A 23,822-nucleotide genomic window follows, 5' to 3' on the forward strand; every position below is an offset into this window, starting at 1 on the left:
ATGCCACTCATCCAGGTCACGCTCGTCGAAGGGCGTTCCCCCGAGCAACTCCGCGCGCTGGGCGAAGCACTCACCATCGCCGCCGAGCAAGCCATCGGCGCGAAGCGGCAATCGATTCGCGTGGTGCTCACCGAGTGCAAACCGGAGCACTGGTTCATCGCGGGCGACTCGATGGCGCACCTTCGCGACACCGGTGCCAGGTGACCGTCACCGTCACGGTCATTCGACGGGCGCTGCCGGTGGCAGTTCCGACCACCATGGGTCCGGCACGCGACCGAACCGACCTTGGGAGGGCACCATGCCGCACCGGTACCTCAGCACACTGACAACGCCGGCCGTCGAAGCCGCACAAAAGCAGTACGGCAGCTACTCCGCCATCCAGCGGATGACCAGCGGCTGGCACACCGACGGTGTCCTCGGCGAGGACGAGATCGGCTTCATCGCCGAGCGGGACAGCTTCTACCTCGGCACCGTCGGCGAAACCGGCTGGCCGTACGTCCAGCACCGCGGTGGACCGCCCGGCTTCCTCAAGGTGCTCGGCGTGGAAGACGGCGCGAGCCTGCTCGCCTGGGCCGACTTCCGGGGCAATCGCCAGTACGTGTCCGTGGGGAATCTCGGCGCCTCGGCCAAGGTGTCGCTGTTCCTCATGGACTACCCCCACCAGCAACGCCTCAAGATACTGGGAGAGGCCCGCTCTCACGACGCCCGGACCGAAGAGGCCGCGTCGCTGCTGGAAAAGGTCGCCCTTCCGGGCTACCGGGCCCACGTGGAGCGCATCATCACCGTCAGGGTGCGCGGCTATGACTGGAACTGTCCCCAGCACATCACCCCGCGCTGGACCGAAGCGGAACTCGCGCCGATCCTCAACGCGGCCGGCCACCACCCCGACGATCGCCGTCCCCGGTGATGGCCACCGGAACCTGGGACCTGACCCGGTCCTCGCTCAGGGAGCTGTTCCTGTTCAGCAGCCTGTCCGATGCCCAGCTCGACTGGCTGCTCGGACACGCGTCGCTGACGCAGTGGCCGGCCGGCACCGAAGTCGTCCGCGAAGGCGACCCCGCGGCTTCGTTCCACGTGCTGCTTTCCGGCACCCTCCGGATGACCAAGCAGGACGCCGGCGGCGAAGTGGAGCTCAAACGCTCTGGCCAACGTGGGGCCTACTGCGGCGCGATCCGGTTTTTCCACCTCGAAGAACACCAGACGTACCCGACGTCAGTTCACGCGCTGAGCGACCTGGTCCTGCTGACCCTGCCGGCCGATGAACTCGCCGCGCAGTTCCGCAGCTGGTTCCCGATGTCCGCGCACCTGCTGGAAGGCTCGTACGCGAACTGGCTCACCACGGACGCGATCGTCGGCCGCAGACGTCAGCTGCTGGCCCTCGGGCAGTTGTCGGCAGGCTTGACCCATGAGCTGAACAACCCGGCAGCGGCCGCCGAGCGCGCCACCGCGGCCTTGCGCCGGCAGGCCACCGCCACGCAGGTCGCGTTCGTGCAGCTCATCGAGGACGGTGTTGGTCCACGCGCACTCCGGGAGTTGCTGCGGCAGCGAGACCGGCTGGTCAACCGGTTGTCGTCTGTTCCTTCTTCGACCGCGCTCCAACGGACCGACCGAGAGGACGAGATCGACGGCTGGCTGGAGACCCACGCGCTGGAGCAAGTGTGGGAGGCACCCTCCATCTTCGCCGGCGCGGGCGTGACCACGGCCGACTTGGCCGAGGTCACGCACTCGGCCGGCCCCTCGTTCGCGAGCGACGCCCTGCGTTGGCTGGCTCACGCGTTGGAGTCCGAGCTGCTCCTCAGCGAGATCCAGGAGTCGATCAGCCGCATGTCGGCTCTCGTGGGAGCCACCCAGGAGTACACCCACCTGGACCGGACGCCCTACGCGTGGATCGACGTCCACGATGGGCTGCGGGCCACGTTGGCCCTGCTCCACACCAAGATCGGTCCGCGAATCCGGGTGACCGAACTCTACGACCGCCGGCTGCCGCGCATCCCGGCCTACCCCGCCGAGCTGAACCAGGTGTGGACGAACCTCATCGACAACGCCGTCGCGGCGATGGATGGTGCCGGCACGCTGACCCTTCGCACCACTTTGGTCTCCGATCAGGTGTGTGTCGAGATCCGCGACACCGGCCACGGCATCCCCTCCGAGAACCGGCGGCGGGTCTTCGAACCGTTCTTCACCACGAGGCCCGTCGGTGAGGGCGACGGGCTGGGCTTGGACACCGCCTGGCGCATTGTGGTGGAGCGCCATCACGGCGACCTGAGGGTCGAGTCCGAACCCGGCGACACGAGATTCCAGGTGCTGATGCCCACCGCGGAGCGGCAACCACCGAGGTGACGCGCGTCGCCGGCTACTCCCCTGCCCGCTCGGCGGCGGCCTTCAGCGACGCGTGGGTCGGCGCGTCCGGCACGTGCGACGGCCGCAACGACTCCATCTCCTTACGCAGCACCGGAACCACTTCACTGCCGAGGATCTCGAGCTGGTCCAGCGCGGTCTTCAGCGGCAGCCCCATGCCGTCCACGTTGAACAACTGCCGCTGGTAGTCGCCGAAGTCCTCGCGGAAGCGCATCGTGCGGTCGATGACCTGCTGGGGGCTGCCGACCGACAACGGGGTCTGGTCCATCGTTTCCTCGAGCGACGGGCCGCCGCCGTAGACCGGCGAGTGGTCGAAGAACGGCCGGAACTCCCGGATGGCGTCCTGGGAGTTCGCGCGGAGGAACACCTGCCCGCCGAGGCCGACGATCGCCGTGTCCGCCGGGCCGTGACCGTGGTGCTCGAACCGTTCGCGGTAGAACGAGACCATGCGGCGCGTGTGGTCGACCGGCCAGAAGATGTTGTTGTGGAAGAAGCCGTCGCCGTAGTAAGCGGCCTGCTCGGCGATCTCCGGGCTGCGGATCGACCCGTGCCAGACGAACGGCGGTACACCGTCCAACGGCCGCGGCGTGGAGGTGAACCCCGCAGCGGGGTGCGGAACTTTCCCGTCCAGTCGACGACGTCCTCGCGCCACAATCGCCGCAGCAGGGCGTAGTTCTCGACCGCCAGGGCGATTCCGTCGCGGATGTCCTTGCCGAACCACGGGTACACCGGCCCCGTGTTGCCACGGCCCAGCATGAGGTCGACGCGGCCGTCAGCCAGGTGCTGCAGCGTCGCGTAGTCCTCGGCGATCTTCACCGGGTCGTTCGTGGTGATCAGCGTCGTCGACGTCGACAACAGGATCCGGCTCGTGCGCGCGGCGACGAAGCCCAGCAGCGTGGTCGGTGACGAGGGCACGAACGGTGGGTTGTGGTGCTCCCCTGTCGCGACGACGTCGAGGCCGACCTCCTCGGCTTTGACCGCGATGCAGATCATCGATTTGATGCGCTCGGTTTCGGTCGGCGCGACTCCCGTCGCGGGATTCCGCGCGAGATCGCCGATCGTGAAGATGCCGAACTGCATGGTGACTCCTATTCCGCCTGTGCCGTGGCGAGGTCTTCGCGCACGAGGGGGACGAGTTCCTCGGCGAAGATCTCCAGCTGGCGTTCGTGGTCGTCGCCGGGCCAGAAGACGATGCCGTTCATGCCGTGCTCGGTGATGCTCGTGACGACGTCGTCGCGCCACCGGGACAGTGGGCCGTGGAACGCGCCGCGATCGGCGCCGCCGATGACCCCGGAAACGTTGTAAACCTTGCGGATGCCCGCCGGGTCCCGACCGGCTCCGGCGGCCGCGTCGTCGATCCGGCGGACAGCGTCGCCAAGGCGGTCGAGCCCGAGGTAGGCGTGCGACGGGAGCCAGCCGTCGGCGCGGGCACCGGTCAGTGCCAGCGTCCGCGGCCCGTACGCGCCGAGCCACAGGCCGAGGCCGGGACCCGGCCGCGGCCCCGGGTGCACGCCGGACAGGGCGTAGTACCGGCCGGTGGTGCGCACGCTGCGTTCCCCGCTCCACATCGCGCGGACCACGGTCACGGCCTCGGCCAGGGCGTCGACCGCTTCCTTCCGGTCGCGCCGCGGACCGCCCATCGCCTCGATCGCCTCCCAGAAGGCACCGGCGCCGAGTCCGAGCTGAATCCGCCCGCCGGACAGCAGGTCGAGGCTCGCGGCCGACTTCGCCAGCACTGCGGGCGGGCGCAACGGCAGTGAGGACACGGTGGGGACCAGCGTGACGCGCTCGGTGCTCGCCACCAGGTAGGTGACCAGCGTCCAGGTGTCGTAGAAGGCGGACTGGTACGGGTGATCCTGCACCGTCACCAGATCGAGCCCGAGCCGTTCGGCCGCTCGCGCCTGGCGCAGTGGTGCGTCCGGTTGCCGCCACACCGGGTCGACGTTGGCTCCGAACAGGACGGGAAGGGCCATGATCTGCTCCTGGTGGGTGAGCGGGCCCCCGGCGGGCCGGGGGCCCGTCGCGGTCAGACGCCCGCGGGTTCCGGCTGGGAAGCGACGAAGGAGACCAGCGAACCGTAGAACGGCAAGGCGTGCTCGGCGAAGATCCCGGCCAGCTCGGCGCCGCCCTGCTCCCGCCAGTCGTGCAGCAGCTCGGCGGCGACCGCGACCGTGCTGTTCAGCACCACCCCGGCGGCCTGCATCCGAAGCGCGGCCGCTTGCGAGGCCAGCGCGTTCCACGTGCCGGAGGCGTCGAGCACCGCGTGCACCTGGTAGCCCTTGGCGACCCCGGACAGCGCGGCGAACGCGACGCACACGTCGGTGCTGATGCCGGCGACGATCAGCTGGTCGCGGCCGGTGGCGCGAACGGCCGCCTCGAACTCGGCGTTGTCGAAGGCGTCGATCTCCCCGGGACGGCGCACCACCCGGACGCCGGGCAGGAGGGCCTGCAGTTCCGGCAACAGCCGGCCGTTCGCGCCTTCGTCAGCGCTGGTCGTGACGATCACCGGCAGGTCTTGCGCCTTCGCGATCTTGGCGAGCGCCAGCACGTTGCGCCGAAGCTCCTCCTGATCGTGGTCGTGCACTCCGAGCAGCAGGCCGACCTGGTGGTCGACGAGCAGCAGGGCGGCACGTTTCCGGTCGAGGCGGGCGGCGGGGTAGGTGTTCGCGGTCATGTCGGGCAACCTCTCTACGGGCGAACCTGATAAAACCAAGTTACTTTTTAAAACTCGCGATGGCAACCGTCGGAGCGTGACGTGCGCGACACGCGGTCACTTCACCGCGTAACCCGCGTCGACCGGGAGTGCGACCCCAGTGATGTAGCGCCCCTCGTCCGATGCGAGAAACAGCACGGCGTTGCTGACGTCGTCGGGATCGAGGTAGGCGACCGGTAACGCGTTGAGCGACCGGTAGACCGGTAGCACGTCGTCCTCCCCCGGGCTCTCCAGATCGGGCCGGAAGAGCGCGAAGTTGGTGGGGTTCAGCAACATCGGAGTGCCGACCGTGGTCGGGTTGACGCAGTTGACCCGGATCGAGTGCTCCGCCAGCTCCAGTGCCAGCGTCCGCATCAGCCCGGTCAGTCCGGCTTTGGCCGCACCGTAGGGAGCGAGGTTCGGCACCGACCGCAGTCCGATCGACGAGCTGGTGATGACGATCGCCCCGCCCCCGCGTGCCACGAGGTGGGTGATCGCCGGGCGCACGGTGTGGAACACCCCGCTGAGGTCGGTGTCGATGACCGCTTGCCAGTCCGCCGCGGTCGTCCGTGCCGCCGGCCCGGGTTGGCCCTGGATACCGGCGTTGGCCACGACGACGTCCAGGCCACCGAGCTCGGCGACGCCGCGGTCCACCAGTTCGGCGACGGCGTCCGGGTCCCGGACGTCGGCCCGGGTGGCGATGATGCGGCGGCCGAGCCGTTCCACCAGGCGCACGGTTTCGGCCAGGTCTGCCGGTGACGCCGCCGGCGCCCCTTGCGCGGGCACCGCGGCCGCCACGTCGAACGCGATGATGTCGGCGCCTTCCTCCGCGAACCGCACGGCGTGGTTGCGTCCCTGCCCACGAGCCGCGCCGGAAATCAGGGCGACCTTGCCCGTCATGCGTGCTGTCACTGTTCTCCCTGGGGTGCTGCGAAGGCTTTCACGCGAAGGCGCGATCGAGTCCGTGCGTGGTGAATTGGTTCGAGGAAAGCCGTTGCGAGGCCTCCGCGGCGGCCAAGCGGACCGCCCGGACCGACGACGCGCGGTGGGTGTCGTGGGTCCGGGCGGTCACCGACACCGCGCCGACCACGTGGTGACCGGCGTCGAACACCGGTGCCGCCACGCAGGAGACGCCGATCTTCGACTCCTCGTCATCGCGGGCATACCCGTGGCGCCGCGCGGTTTCCAGCTGGCCGAGGAACACTGCCGGGGCGACAATCGTGCGCGGCGACTGGCGACGCAAACCCTTGTCGAGGACGGCGTGGGTGTACTCTGTCGGGGCGTGCGCGAGCACCGCCTTGCCGACCGCCGTGCAGTGTGCGGGCATGCGGCCGCCGACACGCGAGGACATCGGCGGCCCGTCCGGGGCCTGCAGTTTGTGCAGGTACACGACCTCGGTCCGGTCGAGCACCGCGAGGTGCACGGTGAGCCCGGTGCCCGCGTGCAGCCGGGCCAGGACCGGGGACACGATATCCGGGATTCCCTGCTGCCGCGGAACGAGCTGGCCGAGTTCGAACAGCCGCAGCCCGAGCCGGTAGCCGTTCGCCTCCCGGGCGAGCAGCCGCCAGCCGACGAGCTGGTTGAGCAGCCGGTAGGCGGTGGGCTTCGGCATCCCCGTGCGGCGGTGCAGCTCGGCCAGGGTGAGGGCGTCGTCGTCCGGGCGGAACGCGTCCAGCAGCTGCATGCAGCGGCCGAGCACCGAATCCTCGGACGGCGCTGGTTCCGGCATCCTCATCGCGGCCGTCAGACGAGCGCCCGGTCCTGCCAGCCGGCGAGAAGCTTGTCCTGGCCGTCGATCCCGGGGGTGCCGTAGACGAAGTAGGTCTCGGCAGGCAGGGTGCCGCCGCCGATCGCCAGGCCGGTGTCGAAGTCCGACAGGTCCCAGGTCACGGTCTCGTGGTCGGGTTCGAACTGCAGGATGCCGGAGTTGCCGAACAACTCGATGCGGTTGCCACCGGGTTCGAACACGTACAGGAAGGCACCCTGGGTGATGCCGTGCACGTCCGGTCCGGCCTCGATCTGGATGCCGTACTCGCGGCACAGCTCGGCGGCGTCGGAATTGTGCTGCGGCACGCCGTACCAGAACGCGAGGTGGTGCAGCCGGCCCTTGGTGCCGGTCTGGTCGCGCATGATCGCCATTTCGTGGCCGAGGGCGTTGACGCTCATCCACGCGCCGATCTCGGTGCCGCCGGAGGCGCTGTCGACGACCCGCTCCCGGGTGCCGAACCCGAGGGTGCGCTCGAACAGTTCCTTTTGGACGGTGACGTCGGAGGCCATCAGGTTGACGTGGTCGAGCCGGCGCGGCGGCAGGCCCTGGAGCGGCCGCTTCGAGCGGCGGGTCAGGATGCGGCTGCGCAGTTCGGTGGGGGCGGTGTACTTTTCGACCTCCCACACCAGTTCCATCGGGTGCCCGTCGGGGCTCTGGAACGCGAAGGTGCGGCCCACCCCGAGGTCGCCCTTCGTCCACCCCAGGCCGAGCCCGGCGGCGTCGAGCGCCGCGGCGCGGCGTTCGAGGGCCTCGGCCGAGGTGGTGCGCCAGCCGACGTTGCCGAGGCCGGGCCGGTCCCGTTCGGTCAGCTTGAGGCTGTGGTGGTAGGGATCCTCGTAGCAGCGCAGGTACACCGAATCCTCGTGACGGCCGGTCTCGCGCATGCCCAGCAGCTGCGTGAAGAACCAGAGGCTGCCCTCGAGGTCCGGGGTGTACAGCTCGGCGTGGGCCATGTGCGCCAGCTCGAACCGGGCGGCGGCGGTGTCGCGTGTGGTCATGGTGGTGCCTTTCACGGGCTCAGGCTTGGAGCAGCGGTTCGCGGTGGTCGTAGGCGTGGATCCAGCTGAAGTCGTCGACGAGGTTCGACAACCGCCGATCACGGGTGGCGGCGGCGTCGCCGTCGGGCAGGTGCAGCAGCGACGAGGTCACCCAGGAGCTGCGCTGCACCTGACGGGTCCGGCAGCGGCGCAGGCGTTCGTAAGCCTTCAGCGCCACCGAGACGTCGTCGTACCGGTGCAGGCAGCCGGCTAGGACCGCGGCGTCCTCGATGGTCTGGTTCGCGCCTTGGCCGTGGTGGGGCAGCATGGCGTGGGCGGCGTCGCCGAGCAGCACCACTCGGTCCGCGCTCCACCGCGCCAGCGGTGGCAGCGCGAAGAGGCCCCACCGGGGACTTTGGGGTACCGCCTCGACCATGGTTCGGATGGCGGGGTGCCAGTCCCGGAACGCCTCGGCCAGGGTGCCGTCGGCGGCTTCCGCCGTCCCGCCCGGCGCGTCCCACCGTTCGGGCCCCTCGACGACAGCGAGGAAGTTGATGAACTGGCCCGTCGCGTAGTGCAGCAGGTGCGCACCGGGCCCCATCCAGAACTGGACGGCGTCCGGGTCCGGCAGGTTGGGCACGGCGTCCCGCGTGACCAAACCCCGAAACCCGCTCGTTCCCGAATAGACGGGAACCACGTCGGTGATCGACGCGCGCACCCGCGATCGGATGCCGTCGGCTCCGACCACGAGTCCGGCCGTGGCGGCGGAACCGTCGGCGAACACCAACTCGCTCCGATCGCCCTCCCGGTGGAGGCCGGTCAGCTCCTTGCCGAGGTGGAGGTCATCGGTCCCCCAGGCCTCGGCGAGGGCCCGCTGGAGGTGAGCCCGGTGCACGCCCCAGAACGGGGCTCCGAAGCGTTCCTCGTACCACCTGCCCACCGGGTGGGCAGCGACCCGGCCACCCTGGGCCCAGTGGCGATAGATCAGCTCCGTCGGAACCGCCGACGGCGGTTCCAACGCGGCTCCGAGGCCGAGTTCACGCAGGATGCGCGTGCCGTTGGCGGCCAGTGCCACCGCGGCGCCGACCTCGGCGAGCTCGGGTGCCTGTTCGTAGATCCGTACGCGGATGCCGTGCCGGCGCAGCGCCAGGCCCAGGGTCAGCCCGCCGATTCCGGCGCCGATCACAGCGATGTCGGGACGGTCCATGGTTCACGCGGCCTGGGTCGGGGTCGGGTCGATGAAGACGCGCAGGTCGTCGATGAGCCCGTCGCGGTGTTCGATCACAGTCAGCGCCGGGACGGTGACGTCGCGGCCGTCGGGGCACCCGTAGGTGACGTTGGCTTCCAGCAGCATGACCGGTCCGGCAGCCCAGACGTTGAGGAACTCGTGTTCGATCCTGCGGTAGCTGGTGAACAACCAGTCCAGGCCCGCGCGGATGGCGTCGTGGCCGGGCATCGGGGCGTTCGCGCCGTAGGTCATGCGTGCGTCCGGGGCGAAACCCGCGAGCACGGCCTCGGTGTCGCAGGCGTCGACCTTGGCGTAGAAGTCGCTCACCCAGGCCGGGACCTCGACGGCTGTCGCCGCGCCCCCCGTCATCGGACCGGCTCCGAGATCCGCCACCGGACGGCGGCCAGGGTCGTCTCGACGGCCGCCTGGTACGCGGTGGCCATGTCGTGGGCCAGCTCCTGGTCCGTGACGGGCAGCTCGTCGCCCGGCCGGACGGCCAGCGCGAACTGGAACCGCAGGGACAGCTCGCCGTTCTGCTCGAGGATCTCGTTGGTGATGGTGCCCAGCACCGGCCCTTCGAGCCGGGTGAACACCACGCGGTTCGGCTGGTCTAGCCACACCCGCTCCACGTACCGGGCGCCCCGCAGTTCGATTTCCCGGTCGAACACCGTCGGGCTCTGCCGCGCGATCTCGCGGCAGGAGGTGATCGCCTCCACGTAGGGGACGGCGTCCACCGCTTTCTGCTCCAGCCCCTGCCAGATCTGCTCGCGGTCGAGCGGCTCGGCGCCCGGCGGGTTGGCGGGCAGGGTCAGTTCACTGAAGATCATGGTTCCTCCACGTCGTTGTGCGAGTTGCTGGATCAGTGATCGAGGATTTCCGGAAGAACGGGGCCCCACGCGTTGGCGGTGGCGATGTCGACCTCCCACGTCTTGGGGACCTGGGGCCGGTCTTCGTGCCAGGGCCGGGGCTCGAAGTAGCCGTTGGCCTCGTCGATCATCTGGTCGAGCTGGGTGAACAGCTCGATGGTGTTGCCGTCGGGGTCGCGGTGGTAGGTGAACACGTTGTGCCCGGGACCATGCCGGCCCGGACCCCAGTGCAGCCGGAAGTCGTTGCGCGCCAGGTGGTCCAGCGTCGTCTGCAGGTGGTTGAGGTCGCGCATCTCGTAGGCGACGTGGTGCATGCCGGAGAACTTCGCGCTCTCCAGGAAGTTCGCCGCGTGGTGGTCGGCGTTGCACCGGAGGAAGACGAAGAAGTCGCCGATGGTGTCCGACCAGCGGAAGCCCAGGAGGTCCTGGTAGAAACCCTGGATCTGCTTCAGGCTAGGGCTGAACGCCGCGACGTGGCCGAGCTTGGTCGGCCGGTACGCGGGGCTGGGTTCGGCTCCGCCCTCCGCCGGTGCCTGCGATTCGTACAGGTGCAGTGGAACGTCCGTCCCGGGCTCGGCCAGGACGAGGACGTCCGGCGTGCTCGGCGCGATGTCGCTGCGTCGCGACACCTCGTACCCCGCGGCGGCCAGGCGCTTGTGCGCGTCGTCGAGGTCGCGGACGACCTCGTAGCCCACCGACGTGCGGGCGCCTGCCTCGCCCTTGCGGATCACGACGCTGTGGTGGTCCAGTCCGGTGTTCAGGTAGACGACGTCGCGCGAGCGGTCCTCGATGTGCAGACCGAGGCAGGTGCGGTAGTACTCGGTCAAACGGTCGACGTCCGGCGTGGTGAATTCGACGTAGCCGAGCTTGGTAACGCGGGCGGCCGCGTTGTCGGTGATCATGGGAACTCCTTGGGATCAGGCGGCGAGGTAGCCGCCGTCGACGGGCAGCACGACGCCGTTGACGTACGCGGCGGCGGACGAGCAGAGCCAGACGACGGCTTCGGCGACCTCGGGCGCTTCGCCGTAGCGCCCGAGGGTGGTCCGGCCGATGACGGGGGCCATCGCTTCCGTAGGGACGGCGGCGGTCATGGCGGTCTGGATCGGGCCCGGGGCGACGGCGTTGATCCGGATTCCCCGGCCGCCGTAGTCGATGGCCGCGGTTCTGGTCAGGCCGGCCACGCCGTGCTTGCTCGCGACGTAGGCGGCCTGGGCCGCCGAACCCTGTTCGCACCAGATCGAAGCGGTGTTGACGATGGCGCCGCGGGTCTCCAGCAGGTGCGGGATCTGGTACTTCATCCCGGCGAAGACGCCGCTCAGATTGACCGAGATGACTCGGTGCCAGTCGTCCTCGCCGAGGTCCGCCAAGGGCGCCGGCGAGAAGGTTCCGGCGTTGTTGTGCGCGAAGTCCAGCCGGCCGAACGTCTCGACGGCGGCGGCGACCGCGTCGCGCACCGCGGCGGCATCGCCCACATCCACTTGAAGCGACCGGACTTCGACGCCGTGCTCGGCAGCTTCGGCCGCGGTGCCGCTCGGGTCTGCCAAGTCGCAGACGACGACTGAAGCACCGCGTGCCGCGAACGCGAGGGCACTCGAGCGCCCAATGCCCCCGGCCGCTCCGGTGACGAACGCGACCTTGCCGGCGAACTCGTGGTTCACGCGATCCTCCGCGGGCTCTCGACGGCGCCGTCGGCCACCGGGTTGCGGAGCGTCCCGAGTCCGTCGATCTCGATCACGACTTCGTCGCCAGGCTGCAGGAACTCTCCCCGCGGCGCCCCGACGCCGGCGGGACTGCCGGTCGCGACGATGTCCCCCGGTTCCAGCGTCATGATCCGGCTGGCCGCCGCGACCACGGCGAACGCGCTGTTCATCATGTCGTCGGTGCTGGAGTCCTGCTTCACGATGCCGTTCACGGTCAGCCTGATTCGAAGGTCCTGCGGGTCGTCCACGAACCAGGCCGGCGTCACGCCGGGGCCGGTTGGGCAGAACGTGTCCTCGCCCTTGGCCGAGGTCCAGTCGAATCCGAAGGGCGGTGCCACGGCGTCGGGGCGGCTCAGCCGGTCGCGGGCGGACACGTCGTTGACGATGGTGTAGCCGGCGATGTGGTCGGCGACGTCCGCCTCGTCGAGGTCGCGAGCCTGCCGGCCGATGACGACGCCCAGCTCGGCTTCCCAGTCGATCCGCCGTCCGGGACGGTCCGGCAGGACGATCGGGTCGTCCGGGCCGATGACCGCAGTGGACGGCGGCTTGAGGAAGAAGTACGGCGCTCCCACCGGATCGGGCCGGTCGACCTTCATCTCCGCGAGGTGCGCGAAGTAGTTCGCGCCGGCGCAGACGACCTTGCGCGGGAAGCGGATCGGCGCGTCGAGCCGCACCTGCCCGGCCAGCGGAAGACGGGAGACCTCGATCGTGCGCAGCTCCTTCGCCGCGGCCGGCCAGTCCTCGAGCAGGTCCAGCAGGGTCCGTCCCGCATAGTGCGGCAGGGCACGCACCGTTCCGTCGGCTTCCCGGAGGCCGACGGCAGTGCCGTCCCCGGATCCGCCGCCGCGGTAAGTGACCAGTGACCACGTCATGAGGAGTTCCTTCGGGTTTCCGGGGCCGCGGCCCAGTCGTCGTCGGCCGTCGTCAGCACGACGCGGCCGGTGTTGGCGGAGGCTTCGAGGTAGCGGTGGGCCGAGGCGGCTTCCGCGATCGGGAAGGTCCGGTCGATCACCGGGCGGAATCCGGCTTCCACGGCCGACCAGACCCGGCGCGCGCTGCGCAGGTTCCCGCTGCGCACGCCGATGACGCGCTGCGACCGGGAGTACAGCCGCAGCAGGTCCAGCTCGACCTTCCCGCCGAGGAAGGCTCCTGAGGTGACCACGCGGCCGCGCATCGCGAGCACGTCCATCGTCGCGCTCCAGATCGCGGGATCGCCGAGGTTGTCGATGACCAGGTCGACACCGGCGCTGCCGGTCAGCGCCCGCACCTGTTCCCCGAAGGTGGGGTCGGTGGGATCGACCACCGCCTCGGCCTTCAGCTCCCCGGCCAGGCGTTCCCGCTTGGCCGCCGACCGCGACCCCGCGATCACCCGGGCACCGTGGTGCACGGCCAGCGCCGCGGTCAGCGACCCCAGCGCGGACGAAGCCCCGTGCACCAGAACCCACTCACCGGGCTTCAACCCGGCGTGCTCGAACTGGTTCTCCGCGACCGCCCCGGACCAGACCAGCGCCGTCGCCTCCACGGGCCCCACCCCGGCTGGGACCACCAGCGCGTTGGCCGCCGGGACGACCGTGTATTCCGCATAGGCACCGCGGGTGTGCACCCCCATGATCCGGGTGGAGGCGCAGGCTTCGAGAGCGCCGTCCGCGCACGCCGCGCAGGTCCCGCAGGTCAGAATCGGGACGACGGCCACGAGGTCACCGGGACGGACCGAGTCGACCCCCGCCCCGACCGCGGCGACCGTGCCCGCGTGCTCGGCGCCCAGGATGTGCGGCAGCGTGATCCGGGCGTACGGGTGCGTCCCGGCACGGGCGCTGAGATCCAGGAGCCGGCCGACGCTCACGGCTGCCACGCGGACGGCCACCTCCCCCGGCCCGGGCTGAGGTGTATCCACCTCGTGCATCTGCAGGACATCCGGATCGCCGAAGTGGTCGAACGACATCACCCGCATCCGCTCCGGCAAACCGGCTTCACCGTCGCCGACGACGGGCCAGGGCGCTTGCGCCGCGGCTAGCGATCGGGACATCTGTGTCCTCCTTGCTTCCAGTCGGCGAGGATTCCTCTTCCTGCCACCCTGCCGAGCAGGGCCTTTAGCGGACTTCCGTCCGCAGTCCGGTCTCGCACTGCACCAAACTGTACACACTTCGGTCGACCTGTGGAAGACGTTGCCACTGGATCTTTCGAGCGAGACCAGCACGCGATCTGCCAAAAGATCACTGTCACCCCACCCGAGAAAGTCTCGACCTGGATACACTGTGCACATGAGCGAGAACGCCGCCGAAGACTCCGAGCCAGGGGAGGGCAGGCCGGGACGCCGCCTCGCCCTCGATGTCCACGCCGCCGTCCGGGCGATGATCCTGAGCGGGGAGCTGCCTCCCGGCGCGCCGCTCCTGCAGGCCGCGCTCGCACGCAAGCTCAAGGTGAGCCGCACGCCGATGCGCGAGGCCTTCCGCCTCCTCCAGGAGGAAGGCCTGATCGAAAACAAGCCGGACCAGCGGGCCGTCGTCCGGGCGATCGACCCCGGCGAGGTCGACGCCGTCTACACCTCGCGGGTGATGCTGGAATCGGTCGCGGTGAGCATCTCCGTCCGCAGCGCGACCCCGGAGCTCGTGGAACGCCTGGCCAAGTCACTCGCGCAGATGCGCCAGTACTCGGCGGAGGAGGACATCGACCGCTGGCAGCAGGCACACCGCGAGTTCCACGTGCTCACCACCGAGGGAGCACCCATGCTCCTGGACGCGCTCGCCGGTTTGAGCGATCGCGCCGAGCGCTTCCTCCGGCTGGCGAAACTGGGCCACCCCCAGGCCACCGGCCGCTGGGACGCCGACCACGAGGTGCTCGTCGAGGCCTTTCGCGCCCGGGACCACGACCTCGCGGTCACCACGATCGCCCAGCACCTCGCACGCACCGCGTTCACGGCCATGGCGGACATCGCCCCCCGGCTCGACGCCGTGGCGACCCGCGCCGCACTCAACCTCGTCCTGACCGACCGGTGAAACCGACCCAGCAGTTACTTATCAGAACTTGGTTGTATTCTGGCGCCATGGCCGAGACCTGGCGACCGCTGCACGCGTGCCACTACACCGAGCAGGTCTTCGGCTTGCTCGGCAAGCGCTGGACCGGGTTGCTCATCGACCTGTTGTTGCAGCGGCCGGCCCGGTTCAGCGAGCTGGCCGCCGCGGTTCCGCAGCTGTCGCGGCGAGTGCTCACCGAACGGCTGACCGAGCTCCAGGAAGCCGGGCTGGTCCTGCGTGAGGTGGAACCCGGTCCACCCGTCGCCGTCTCTTACCGCCTCACCGAACGTGGCGAAGCTCTGGGTCCGGCGATGGATGCGCTGCGCGTCTGGGCGGGTGCTCCGACGGACGCGGAAGGACGCGCCCTTCCGCTCACCGCTGCGGAACACGACGTCGAAACTGCCTGATGTCAGGACTTTTCGATGGCGAGTCGTTCCCGCAGCCGACGGTTCTCCTCGCGCAGGTCCTCGACCTCCGTGCTGAGCCGACCCAGTGCGCGCTCGAGTTCGGCCCGCGTCCAGCGCGGCGTGATGTGCTGCGGGCAGTCCCAGTCGTAGCCGTGCACCCGCACCACGACGACCCGTTCGACGTGCGCCCGGTAGCCCGGCACTGCGACCCGCGCGAGCAGGCCTGACGCCTCGTCCGTACGCGCGTCGACGACGCGGGCCTCCCCCAGGATCTTCAGCCGCTGACGGTTCCCGTAGTCCATCAGGAACAACGACACCCGGTTCGAAGCCGTCACGTTTCTCATCGAGATGTACTGACGGTGCCGCGGAGATCCGCCCAGCCGATCGAGGTCGCGGAGCCCTCGGTGCCAAGCACCTTCAGGAAGCCGGGCGGGCCGCCGCGGTATTGGACGTAGGGCCAGCCGGTCTCGCCGACGGTGCCGAGGTAGAACCGTCCCGGGACCCGACGAACTCGATCTCGTCCGCGCCGAGCACGGCGCCGGTGTCCCAGCCTGCCACCATGCGCCGGACGCTGCCGCGGCTGCAGTACTGATCTTGCACCTCTTGGACGGACGGCGTGGTGAGCGCGGCGAGGTAGCGGCGTGGCATGTCACGCCCTCCCCAACCGGGCCGAACGCAGGCCGATCACCGCGATGAACGCGGTCACGGCGGTGAGGAGAACGCCGGTGAGCACGCGCCATCCGGCGGGTTCGGTGATCTCCAGCCACTCCTCGGCCAGCGCCACCGCCGCGGCGAGCGGGAAGGTGAACGACCAGAAGCCGAGCGAGAAGGACAGCCTGCGGTACCGCGGCAGCATCGCGGCCTGCACCAGCAGGAGCACGACGCCGACACCCACCACGGCTTGGGCGACCGGGTCGGCGGTGTGCCCGTGCAGGGAGAACCACGCCAGCCCGGCGACGCCGGGCGGGGCCAGCAGGATCGCGGTGGTCGGCAGCAGGGCGTCGGGCAGCGGAGTGTGGAACACCAAGCGGAGCACGACGATCGCCGTCATCACGAACGCGAAGAACGTCCCGACGCCGAACAGCGCCCAGCCGAGCCCGGGGTAGCCGAGCGCCGCCGCGACGTCCGCCCCGACGAGCCCCGGGGCGACGGTCGGCAAAAGATAGCCGGGGTGCATCGCCGCCAGGTCGAGCCGTCCCTCGAACCACGAGGCGAACAGCCAGGCCGCGAGCAGCGCCGATGCCGCCAACGCGAGGAAGAACAGACTCCGGCCGACGGCGGGCGAGAAGCCGGACAGAGTACCGCCGAGGAGCATCCCGGTGACCGGCGCCAGCGCCGCCATCGGCCCCTGCGCCGGATGCCGTAGTTGGTCCCGCAGTGGTTGCCCGCTCCGTTTTCCTCGGACGACGTGTGCGGCCAGCAGCCAGACCCACGCGATCACCGCGAGGATCCAGAATGCCTGCGGGACCACATGGGGAAGGCGGAGGGCGGGAGCCGCCTTGGTCCACGCCTCGGCGAGCCCGGCCAAGCCGAAGCCGATGGCGAGGGTGGTCAACGGAAGCCGTCCCGGCCGGGGGACGGCGGCAGGCGGGGCTGCTGGGCGATGGCCGAGGGTTCTGGTCATGGTGTCCTCCGTGGACGGTGGCGACGGCGGCACCGCCGCAGGAAGCGGTGCCGGGTGGGTAACCGGTGGGGCGTTCAGGCGTTCGCGGCGCACGGCACCAGGCCCCCGGCCTCGTTGAGAGCCCCGGCGGTGGCGCCTCCCCGGTCACGTGGGCGGACGTCGTGAGCTGCTTGTTTCCTGCTGACGAAGACCATGGTCGGCGGAACGCTCCGGGACTGCGCCCGTCAGATGACCGTCGTGGCGACGATCATCGGCGGCCGGTCATGACGGAAGGCCCGCGGTCGGCGACACGATCGGGTGCGGACAGGAAGCCGCGTGCGAAGCGGGGAAGGCGGCGTCGGCTTGGCGGCGAACCACTGCAAGAGGCCCGCGGTCAGTCTGCGAGGCCGGGTGGATTTAGTCATAAATCTGGACTAGCTTGAACTCGTACCACTTCGGACAGGGGACAACATGACCAGGACGCTCGATCACCAAGAGATCTTCGAGCAGGCGTGGCAGGCGCCGGGCACCACGTCGGTGGAGCTGCCGGCGGTGCAGGTGAACGAGGTGCTGCGCGAACGCTATGACGTGCGGCCTCCCTTCGCCTACACCGGCACTCACCTGTGGGACATGGAGGTACGCAAGGCGGTGGCACCCGATGTGTATCTGCACGGCGTGAAGCCGGGCAGCGTGGAAAAGTTCCCGAGTGTGCTCAGGGGCCGGATCGAGGACTTCACGCGGGTGTCGGAGCAACGGTTGTGGGCCGACCGCGACCACTACGGGACGGTCGTCGAGCACGTACGCCTCGATCACGAGTACCGGCGGGCCTTCTTCATCGGCGCCGAGCGGTTCACGACACCGGACGGCCGGGTCCTCACCGCGGGCACCGGCCAGCCGATCTTCCACGTGGAGCACTCCGTGGCCGGCGCGGAGGACGATCCGCTCAACCTGTGGCGCATCGTCCTCCTCACCGAGACCCCGGACGACACCCTGTCCGCGGCCTTCGACGAGCTGGCTCACGACCGCTACCTCAGGGACTTCATCGAGATCCACCTGCGCAAGGATCTGGGGCGCGAACTGGAGCGTCGCTGAAGTGGCCGGTGTGCCGGCCCCGGCGTACCCGTCGCACTCCGGTCGAATGACTGGTGCGGGAAAGGCGTCGAGCCGGGCATCATCGCCGGTGTCCGGAAGTGACAGGAGGAAGACCATGCGAATCGGGATCCTGGGCGCAGGCGCGATCGGCGCGGCCTTTGCGCGGCGACTGGTGGCGGGCGGCCACGAAGCACTGCTGAGCAACAGCCGCGGGCCGGACACGCTCGCCGGACTGGTGGCCGAACTCGGTCCCGGAGCGTCGGCCGGCACTCGCCTGGAGGCCGCGCGTGCGGAGATCGTGGTACTCGCCGTGCCACGGCCCCAGGTGACAGCGGTCCTCGACGGCCTGCCCGCCTGGGACGGCCGGATTCTGGTCGACGCCACCAATGACTTCTCGGTGCGCCCGCGCCCGGATGAGCCGACGACCAGCGAACAGGTCGCCGCGCTGGCTCCCGGCGCGCGTGTGCTGAAGGCGCTCAACCACCTGTTCGCGGCGAGCCTGGCGGCGGCGCCCCACGCGGCGGCCGGTAACCGGGTGCTGTTCGTCTCCGGCGACGACCACGAGGCCAAGAAGCAGTTCTCCGCCGTCCTGACCGACCTCGGGTACGCCCCGATCGACCTCGGTGGCCTGGCCGCGGGCGGCCGGCTGCACCAGGCCAACGGCGGCCCGTTGGTCGGTCACGACCTGGTCCGGCTGGCATCCGCCTGAACGCGGGCCGGCCGGATCACCCGCTCCCGTCAGCCCGCCGTTCGATCAGCATGACGTGGTTCCCGTCCGGGTCGGTCAGCTGGACGTCGGCCCCTTCAGTCCCGGACAGGACCCGCCCACCGGCCTCGAGTGCCTCCGCGAGCGCGGCCGGGACGTCGTCGACCACCACGGCGAACGCAGGCCGCGAAGGACGTTTCGGATCGGCCGGGCCGCAGAGCGAGAGCGCGACGTACTCGGATGCGAGCCCGGCCCACCGGTTACCGTCCACTCCGCGCTCCGTGCAGCCGAGCGCGGCGTAGAACGCGGCCGAGGCGGCCACGTCGGACACCGGCAGCACGCAGAACCTGACCGATTTCCCGCTCATCACCGCTCCTCCGCACCCGAACCGGCCACCCGCGGGAGCGGCAGCGTGTGCATGGCGCCGTCGTGGAAGACCAACGGACGCTTTCCGAACGTCTCGACGGCTTCGACCCGTCCCACGGCGATCTCGTGGTCCCCGCCGGTGTGCACCTCCACCAACGAGCATTTCAGCACCGCCGAGATCCCGGCCAGCTCGGGCAGCCCGTCGCGCCGGTGCCAAGCCAGGCCGGCGAACTTGTCGCCACCCGAGCGGGCGAACACCTCGGCGACGTCGTGCTGGTCCGCGGCGAGAACCTGCACCAGGAACCGCCCCGCGGCACGGATCCGCGGCCACGTCGTCGAGGAAAGCGCGGCACAGAACAGCACCAACGGCGGTTCGAGGGACAGCGACGTGAACGAGTTGACCGCGAGACCGACCGGCACCCCATCGGTGCCCGCACTGGTGACGGCCGCGACCCCCGTCGGCCACGTGGCGCAGGTCTGCCGCAACTGGGCCGCCTCGACGAGGTTCTCCACCCCACGCACCGTTTCGCCGGAGTCCACATGCGACATCCGATCGACCATCATCGCCTCCCAACGTCGTCGTCGCGGGAGATCGTGCTCGGCGGCGGAGGGGTTGTCTGTGACTTTTATTCCAGCCGCGCGATTTCGATATCCGAAAATCCTCGACGACAACATTTGCGCCCTGACTCTTGACGCCGGAAGCACCCGATGGTCACTCTGAAAAGAGAACCGAATACTTTTCGAATAGCGAAAACAATCACGGAGGAACTGTGCACATCGCGATCGTCGGGGGCGGGATCGGCGGGCTGTGCGCCGCGAACGCCCTGCTCCGGAGCGGGTTCGACGTGACCGTCCACGAGCAGGCGGCCACCCTGCGCGAAGTGGGGGCCGGCGTCCTGGTGACCCCGAACAGCATCCGGCACCTGCACCGCATGGGATTGGCCGACGCCGTCGAAACCCTGGGCGCGCGGATCGGCGCGGGTTCCCGGTACTGCCACGCCGACGGCACGCCGGTCGGCGACATCCCAACTTCGGACTCGGCCGGGGAGTTCGGGGTCTACGGCATGCACCGGGCCGACCTGCTGGAGACGTTGGCCGCGTCCCTTCCGGACGGAACAGTCGCCACGGGGCGGCGCTGCGTCGGCTTCAGCCAGGACGCCGGTGGCGCGCGGGTGCTGTTCGCCGACGGCACCTCCATCGACGCCGACGCGGTCGTCGCGGCCGACGGTATCCGTTCCGGCCTCCAGCACCACGTCGTGCAACCGGCGGCCCCCGTCTACTCCGGCCACGTCGCCTACCGCGGGCTGGTCCCGTCGGAAGCCGTTCCGGAGTGGCCGACCGACGTCCAACTGGTGTGGATGGGCGACCGGCAGCACTTCATGGTCTACCCCGTGCGCGGAGGACGGTTGCTCAACTACGTCGGGTTCCTCCCGCACCCCGCCGGCGTCGATGAGTCGTGGTCCGGCCAGGGCGACCCCGACGAGTTGCGGGCGGCTTTCGAATCGTGGGACCCGCTGATCGGCAAGCTCCTCGTCCACGTCGACACGACCTACTGGTGGGGACTCTACGACCGCGAACCGCTGGCGTCCTGGACCAGGGGGCGCCTCGCTCTGCTCGGCGACGCCGCGCACCCGATGCTGCCCCACCTCGGCCAAGGCGCGAACCAGACCATGGAGGACGGAGTCGCGCTCGCGTCCGTGCTACGGGAAGCCGCGCCAGACCGGATCCCGGACGCGCTGGCGGCCTACGAGGCGCTGCGCAAGCCCCGCACCACGATCGTCCAGAACGGCGCCCGCGCGAACGGGCGGCGCTACGACTCTGCCTACACCGATCTCGCCCAGCGCGACGCCGAAATCGCCGACGCGGCCGTGTTCCGCGCCTGGCTTTACGATCACGACGTCGAGCAGGACGCGCGGGAGGTACTGGCGCGGTGAACGGACGAATCCATCCTGCCCGTGTCGCGCGGGCGTCATGAGCGGCCCGGAACGCGGCCCCGAGGGCATGGCGGGGCTGGCGAAAGGGCTGGCGGTCATCGAGTCCTTCACCGCCGGACAGCCGCAGCTCACCGTCAGCGAGGCGGCCCGGGCGACCGGGCTCAGCCCGGCCGCGGCCCGCCGGTGCCTGCTGACCCTCGCCGACCTCGGCTACCTCTACCGCGACGGGAACCGGTTCAAGCCCACCCCGCGCATGATCCGGCTGGGTTCGGTCTACTTCGAGGTCGCCGACGTGCCCCGGCTCGCCCAGCCGATCGTCACCGTGGCCCGGGACGAGATCGGCGAAGCAGTGTCCGTCGCGGTTCTGGAGGGCGCCGAGGCGCTCATCGTCGCCCGCGCGGAGGTCCAGCGCATCGTCAACACCGGGGTACGCCTGGGCGCGCGGCTGCCCGTGCACGCATCGGCCTCCGGGCGGGTCCTGCTGGCCGGGCTCCCCGACGACTCCGTCGAAACCCTCCTCGAGGCGAGCACCCCGGTCCGGACCACACCTCACACGCTCGTCACCAGGTCCGAGATCCGCGACCGGATCGAGCTGGCCCGCATCGACGGCGTCGCCTACACCAACGAAGAGCTCGAACTCGGCATGCGCTCCATGGCCGTTCCCGTCACCGACTCTGCGGGCCGCGTCCGGGCGGCCATGACGACCAGCTCCTTCGCCGCCCGCGCGTCGATCGACGAGATGCACCGCGAATTCCTGCCGGTGCTGCGGAAGCACGCCGCGGCGCTCGGCCGCAGCCTTTAGCCGCTCCGGCGTACGAAAACCCCCACGAACAGATACAGCGAGGTATTGATCGTGCCCTCTTCACCCCCTACCGTCCGGCTCCCCCAGTTCCTCGACGACCGCCCGCTCGGCCGGCTGCAGTACGGCGTGCTCACCCTGTGCGGTCTCGTCATGTTCCTCGACGGGTTCGACACCCAGGCGATCAGCTATGCCGCGCCCGCCATCGCCCGCGACTGGCACCTGCCGTCGGCAGCCTTCGGACCGGTCTTCTCGGCCGCCCTGATCGGGCTCATGATCGGCTACCTGGTGATCTCGCCGCTGGCGGACCGCGTCGGACGCCGCACCATGATCGTGGCCGCGACGACGGCGTTCAGCGTGCTGACGCTGCTGACGGTGTTCGCGCAGTCCGTCGAGGCTCTTTTCGTGATCAGGCTGCTCACCGGGATCCCGCTCGGCGCGGCGACGCCCAGCGCGATCGCGTTGACGAGCGAGTACGCCCCCAAGCGGCTCCGGGCGACGTTCGTCCTCGTCATCTACTGCGGATACTCGCTGGGCTTCGTCGTGGCCGGCGCTGTCTCGGGGGCTCTGATCCCGGTCTACGGCTGGCATTCGGTCTTCCTCGTCGGCGGCATCGCTCCGGTCCTCCTGGTCCCGCTGCTGTGGCGTCGGCTGCCGGAATCACCGACCGTCTGCCTGCGCCGTGGCCGCCCGGTGGCCCACCTCCTGCGACGGCTCGACCCGTCGCTCCCCCAGGACGTCCAAGTGCTCGGCGAGCCGGCTGAAGCGACACACCGCGTTCCCTTGGCGCGGCTGTTCTCTCACCGCTGGGTGATGGGCACACTCCTGCTGTGGGCGGCGTTCACGATCAACCTCGCCGTGTTCTACGCCCTGCAGAGCTGGCTGCCCACCCTGCTGGGGAAGGCCGGCTACTCGCCGAGCGCGGTCGTCGCCGCCACGACGCTGACCACGGTCGGCGGGATCGCGGCCGCGGTGGTCATCGGTCCGGCCATGGACCGGATCGGCGCGGCTCAGACCCTCGGCGCGCTCTACCTCATCGGGTTCGTCAGTGTGGGTTTCCTGGGTTTCGCCCTGGATCTGCCGTTGTGGGTGGTGCTGGTCGTGAACTTCGTCGCGGGGTGCTGCGTCAGTGGCGGCCAGAAGAGCGTCAGCGCGTACACGTCGATGTTCTACCCGACCGAGATGCGCTCGACTGGTGTCGGCTGGGGACTCGGCGTGGGCCGCGTCGGCGGTATCTTCGGCCCGATCGCGGTCGGCGTGGCGGTGTCCGCGGGGTGGTCGGACCGCTCACTATTCATGGCGGTGGCGGTGCCGCTGCTGATCGGGGCGGTGCTCGTACTCGCCCTCCCGCGCAGCGCCCGGCGAGCCACCGCAGCGGAGCCGCTGCCGCAGGCGGCTTCCGAACGCTCCTCTTAGGACGGTGCCCGGCCCCGCCTGCGATTCCCGGGGCCGGGCCCTATTCGATGACGGCTTCCTGCTCGAGGGCCTCGACGTCGAGGATTTCCAGTTTACGGCCGTTGTAACGGACGATCCCCTGCGACCGGAAGCGGCCGATGATGCGGCTGACGACTTCCCGCACGGTCCCGACCGAATCGGCGAGCTCCTGCTGCGACAGCCACACCGTCGGCAGTCCGCCGTCCGGGTCGGACATCGCGAGCTGGGAGATGTGCTGCGCGATCCGGGTGGCCGTGTCGGCGAAGACGCTCGCCTCGAGCGCACTGGTCCGCAGCATCATCAGCCGGGCCAGCTCGCGCGAGAGGGCCAAACCGACCGCCGGGTCGCGTTCGACGGCAGCCCGGAACCGCGGGCCGCGGATCATGAGCAGCCGGGACGGGACCAGAGCCTGGAAGTGCAGGTGCTGCTCGAACGCGGGCTGGTCGCTGATCGAGCGCGCAAGTCCCCAGCTGTCGCCCCGCCGCATGTACTGCAGCGTGGCCTGCCGGCCCTGCGGGCTCCGCAGGAATCCGCGGAACACGCCGTCGACCACCAGGGTGATCGGGTACGGCTCGGTAAGCCACGCGTAGTCGGTCTCCTGCACGAGGTGCCCGGCCGCGAACGTGGACACGACGGCTTCGGTGAGCAGCTCGTTCCGGTAGTCCTCACCCGGCAACCGGCCAAGGAAGCTGTCGTTCCACGCGGCCCGGACCCCGGCGTCCTGAGCATGGAGGGAGGCACCCGCCATGACGCCCCTTTCCCCACCGGCGAAATGCGTCCGTGCCGTCGCGACGCTCCAGCGGTCCTGTCCTCGGGCAGAAGTCATGGTGAGCCTAACCTCCCTCGTACCGGGGCGGGGGCGGCCGGGCGCCCGCGGG

Annotated in this window: 28 protein-coding genes and 1 pseudogene; 10 read left to right on the forward strand and 19 right to left on the reverse strand. The window is 70.2% G+C overall.

Translation table 11 applies throughout. The features are described 5' to 3' along the window. From ABZ193_RS21725 to ABZ193_RS21735, 3 genes are all read left to right on the forward strand, one after another. A complete protein-coding gene (locus ABZ193_RS21725; RefSeq protein ID WP_020419092.1) occupies positions 1-204 on the forward strand; it encodes a 4-oxalocrotonate tautomerase family protein in 204 nt (67 codons plus the stop codon). 94 nt (positions 205-298) lie between these two features. After that, on the forward strand, positions 299-907 hold the full coding sequence (locus ABZ193_RS21730; RefSeq protein WP_237335100.1) for a pyridoxamine 5'-phosphate oxidase family protein: 609 nt from the start codon (positions 299-301) through the stop codon (positions 905-907). Next, complete coding sequence (locus ABZ193_RS21735; RefSeq protein ID WP_020419090.1) at positions 907-2,340, forward strand: ATP-binding protein; 1,434 nt, start codon at positions 907-909, stop codon at positions 2,338-2,340. The genes ABZ193_RS21730 and ABZ193_RS21735 overlap by 1 nt, the downstream gene beginning before the upstream one ends. A gap of 13 nt (positions 2,341-2,353) precedes the next feature. Here ABZ193_RS21735 and ABZ193_RS21740 read toward each other — a convergent pair. The 13 genes and pseudogenes from ABZ193_RS21740 to ABZ193_RS21800 form a co-directional block, all read right to left on the reverse strand. Then, a pseudogene (locus tag ABZ193_RS21740) lies at positions 2,354-3,438 on the reverse strand (LLM class flavin-dependent oxidoreductase). Positions 3,439-3,446: 8 nt separating this feature from the next. Continuing rightward, the gene (locus ABZ193_RS21745; RefSeq protein ID WP_354711247.1) at positions 3,447-4,331 is read right to left on the reverse strand and encodes an LLM class flavin-dependent oxidoreductase; all 885 of its coding nucleotides are present in this window, start codon (positions 4,329-4,331) and stop codon (positions 3,447-3,449) included. Positions 4,332-4,384: 53 nt separating this feature from the next. Continuing rightward, positions 4,385-5,032, reverse strand: coding sequence for an isochorismatase family protein (locus ABZ193_RS21750; RefSeq protein ID WP_354711248.1), 648 nt, complete (start codon positions 5,030-5,032; stop codon positions 4,385-4,387). A gap of 96 nt (positions 5,033-5,128) precedes the next feature. After that, positions 5,129-5,962: a mycofactocin-coupled SDR family oxidoreductase gene (locus ABZ193_RS21755; RefSeq protein WP_027936035.1), complete on the reverse strand. Its 834-nt coding sequence runs from the start codon at positions 5,960-5,962 to the stop codon at positions 5,129-5,131. A 28-nt stretch (positions 5,963-5,990) separates the two neighbouring features. Beyond that, the gene (locus tag ABZ193_RS21760; RefSeq protein ID WP_354711250.1) at positions 5,991-6,779 is read right to left on the reverse strand and encodes an IclR family transcriptional regulator; all 789 of its coding nucleotides are present in this window, start codon (positions 6,777-6,779) and stop codon (positions 5,991-5,993) included. Between the two features lie 14 nt (positions 6,780-6,793). Beyond that, positions 6,794-7,816 (reverse strand): VOC family protein, encoded by a 1,023-nt coding sequence (locus ABZ193_RS21765; RefSeq protein WP_354711251.1) that lies wholly within the window; start codon positions 7,814-7,816, stop codon positions 6,794-6,796. 19 nt (positions 7,817-7,835) lie between these two features. Then, positions 7,836-9,002, reverse strand: a complete 1,167-nt coding sequence (locus tag ABZ193_RS21770) for an FAD-dependent monooxygenase (protein ID WP_354711252.1) — start codon at positions 9,000-9,002, stop codon at positions 7,836-7,838. A gap of 3 nt (positions 9,003-9,005) precedes the next feature. After that, positions 9,006-9,392 carry a nuclear transport factor 2 family protein gene (locus ABZ193_RS21775; RefSeq protein WP_020419082.1) on the reverse strand — a complete coding sequence of 129 codons (387 nt, stop codon included), beginning with the start codon at positions 9,390-9,392 and terminating at the stop codon, positions 9,006-9,008. Continuing rightward, positions 9,389-9,850: an SRPBCC family protein gene (locus ABZ193_RS21780; protein WP_237335101.1), complete on the reverse strand. Its 462-nt coding sequence runs from the start codon at positions 9,848-9,850 to the stop codon at positions 9,389-9,391. Before ABZ193_RS21780 ends, ABZ193_RS21775 begins: the two co-directional genes overlap by 4 nt. A 32-nt stretch (positions 9,851-9,882) precedes the next feature. Continuing rightward, complete coding sequence (locus ABZ193_RS21785) at positions 9,883-10,791, reverse strand: VOC family protein (RefSeq protein WP_354711254.1); 909 nt, start codon at positions 10,789-10,791, stop codon at positions 9,883-9,885. Positions 10,792-10,806: 15 nt separating this feature from the next. Further along, positions 10,807-11,547: an SDR family NAD(P)-dependent oxidoreductase gene (locus tag ABZ193_RS21790; RefSeq protein ID WP_354711255.1), complete on the reverse strand. Its 741-nt coding sequence runs from the start codon at positions 11,545-11,547 to the stop codon at positions 10,807-10,809. Continuing rightward, positions 11,544-12,461: a fumarylacetoacetate hydrolase family protein gene (locus tag ABZ193_RS21795; RefSeq protein ID WP_354711256.1), complete on the reverse strand. Its 918-nt coding sequence runs from the start codon at positions 12,459-12,461 to the stop codon at positions 11,544-11,546. The genes ABZ193_RS21790 and ABZ193_RS21795 overlap by 4 nt, the downstream gene beginning before the upstream one ends. Beyond that, positions 12,458-13,615 carry an alcohol dehydrogenase catalytic domain-containing protein gene (locus ABZ193_RS21800; protein WP_202961438.1) on the reverse strand — a complete coding sequence of 386 codons (1,158 nt, stop codon included), beginning with the start codon at positions 13,613-13,615 and terminating at the stop codon, positions 12,458-12,460. Before ABZ193_RS21800 ends, ABZ193_RS21795 begins: the two co-directional genes overlap by 4 nt. Before the next feature lie 235 nt (positions 13,616-13,850). On the opposite strand from ABZ193_RS21800, the gene ABZ193_RS21805 reads away from it, so the two are divergent. Together ABZ193_RS21805 and ABZ193_RS21810 are read left to right on the forward strand one after the other, a co-directional pair. Continuing rightward, on the forward strand, positions 13,851-14,585 hold the full coding sequence (locus tag ABZ193_RS21805) for a GntR family transcriptional regulator (protein WP_020419076.1): 735 nt from the start codon (positions 13,851-13,853) through the stop codon (positions 14,583-14,585). Positions 14,586-14,632: 47 nt separating this feature from the next. Beyond that, positions 14,633-15,010, forward strand: coding sequence for a helix-turn-helix domain-containing protein (locus ABZ193_RS21810; protein WP_020419075.1), 378 nt, complete (start codon positions 14,633-14,635; stop codon positions 15,008-15,010). A gap of 2 nt (positions 15,011-15,012) precedes the next feature. Here the strand turns inward: ABZ193_RS21810 and ABZ193_RS21815 are convergent, their stop codons facing one another. The 3 genes from ABZ193_RS21815 to ABZ193_RS21825 form a co-directional block, all read right to left on the reverse strand. Continuing rightward, complete coding sequence (locus ABZ193_RS21815) at positions 15,013-15,345, reverse strand: hypothetical protein (protein WP_020419074.1); 333 nt, start codon at positions 15,343-15,345, stop codon at positions 15,013-15,015. An 82-nt stretch (positions 15,346-15,427) separates the two neighbouring features. Next, positions 15,428-15,658 carry a hypothetical protein gene (locus ABZ193_RS21820; RefSeq protein ID WP_237335103.1) on the reverse strand — a complete coding sequence of 77 codons (231 nt, stop codon included), beginning with the start codon at positions 15,656-15,658 and terminating at the stop codon, positions 15,428-15,430. A 1-nt stretch (position 15,659) separates the two neighbouring features. Continuing rightward, positions 15,660-16,634: a transporter gene (locus ABZ193_RS21825; protein WP_237335104.1), complete on the reverse strand. Its 975-nt coding sequence runs from the start codon at positions 16,632-16,634 to the stop codon at positions 15,660-15,662. Between the two features lie 450 nt (positions 16,635-17,084). Here ABZ193_RS21825 and ABZ193_RS21830 point away from each other — a divergent pair, with 450 nt between their 5' ends. Next, complete coding sequence (locus ABZ193_RS21830; RefSeq protein ID WP_020419072.1) at positions 17,085-17,705, forward strand: hypothetical protein; 621 nt, start codon at positions 17,085-17,087, stop codon at positions 17,703-17,705. A 115-nt stretch (positions 17,706-17,820) separates the two neighbouring features. After that, on the forward strand, positions 17,821-18,414 hold the full coding sequence (locus ABZ193_RS21835) for an NAD(P)-binding domain-containing protein (protein WP_020419071.1): 594 nt from the start codon (positions 17,821-17,823) through the stop codon (positions 18,412-18,414). 16 nt (positions 18,415-18,430) lie between these two features. On the opposite strand, the gene ABZ193_RS21840 is transcribed toward ABZ193_RS21835, so the two are convergent. Both ABZ193_RS21840 and ABZ193_RS21845 read right to left on the reverse strand, forming a co-directional pair. Further along, positions 18,431-18,778 (reverse strand): VOC family protein, encoded by a 348-nt coding sequence (locus tag ABZ193_RS21840; RefSeq protein WP_020419070.1) that lies wholly within the window; start codon positions 18,776-18,778, stop codon positions 18,431-18,433. Beyond that, the gene (locus tag ABZ193_RS21845) at positions 18,778-19,326 is read right to left on the reverse strand and encodes a flavin reductase family protein (protein ID WP_157358591.1); all 549 of its coding nucleotides are present in this window, start codon (positions 19,324-19,326) and stop codon (positions 18,778-18,780) included. Before ABZ193_RS21845 ends, ABZ193_RS21840 begins: the two co-directional genes overlap by 1 nt. Before the next feature lie 221 nt (positions 19,327-19,547). On the opposite strand from ABZ193_RS21845, the gene ABZ193_RS21850 reads away from it, so the two are divergent. Genes ABZ193_RS21850 through ABZ193_RS21860 form a run of 3 tightly spaced genes read left to right on the forward strand, consistent with a single transcriptional unit; the run spans position 19,548 to position 22,926 of the window. Then, positions 19,548-20,711, forward strand: a complete 1,164-nt coding sequence (locus ABZ193_RS21850; RefSeq protein ID WP_020419068.1) for an FAD-dependent monooxygenase — start codon at positions 19,548-19,550, stop codon at positions 20,709-20,711. Positions 20,712-20,748: 37 nt separating this feature from the next. Further along, positions 20,749-21,513 carry an IclR family transcriptional regulator C-terminal domain-containing protein gene (locus ABZ193_RS21855; RefSeq protein ID WP_020419067.1) on the forward strand — a complete coding sequence of 255 codons (765 nt, stop codon included), beginning with the start codon at positions 20,749-20,751 and terminating at the stop codon, positions 21,511-21,513. Positions 21,514-21,564: 51 nt separating this feature from the next. Further along, positions 21,565-22,926: an MFS transporter gene (locus ABZ193_RS21860; protein ID WP_235716165.1), complete on the forward strand. Its 1,362-nt coding sequence runs from the start codon at positions 21,565-21,567 to the stop codon at positions 22,924-22,926. A 40-nt stretch (positions 22,927-22,966) separates the two neighbouring features. On the opposite strand, the gene ABZ193_RS21865 is transcribed toward ABZ193_RS21860, so the two are convergent. Continuing rightward, positions 22,967-23,770: a Crp/Fnr family transcriptional regulator gene (locus tag ABZ193_RS21865; RefSeq protein ID WP_354711258.1), complete on the reverse strand. Its 804-nt coding sequence runs from the start codon at positions 23,768-23,770 to the stop codon at positions 22,967-22,969. Positions 23,771-23,822 lie beyond the last annotated feature (52 nt).

Source organism: Amycolatopsis sp. NPDC006125, assembly GCF_040614195.1.
GTDB lineage: Bacteria > Actinomycetota > Actinomycetes > Mycobacteriales > Pseudonocardiaceae > Amycolatopsis_E > Amycolatopsis_E tucumanensis.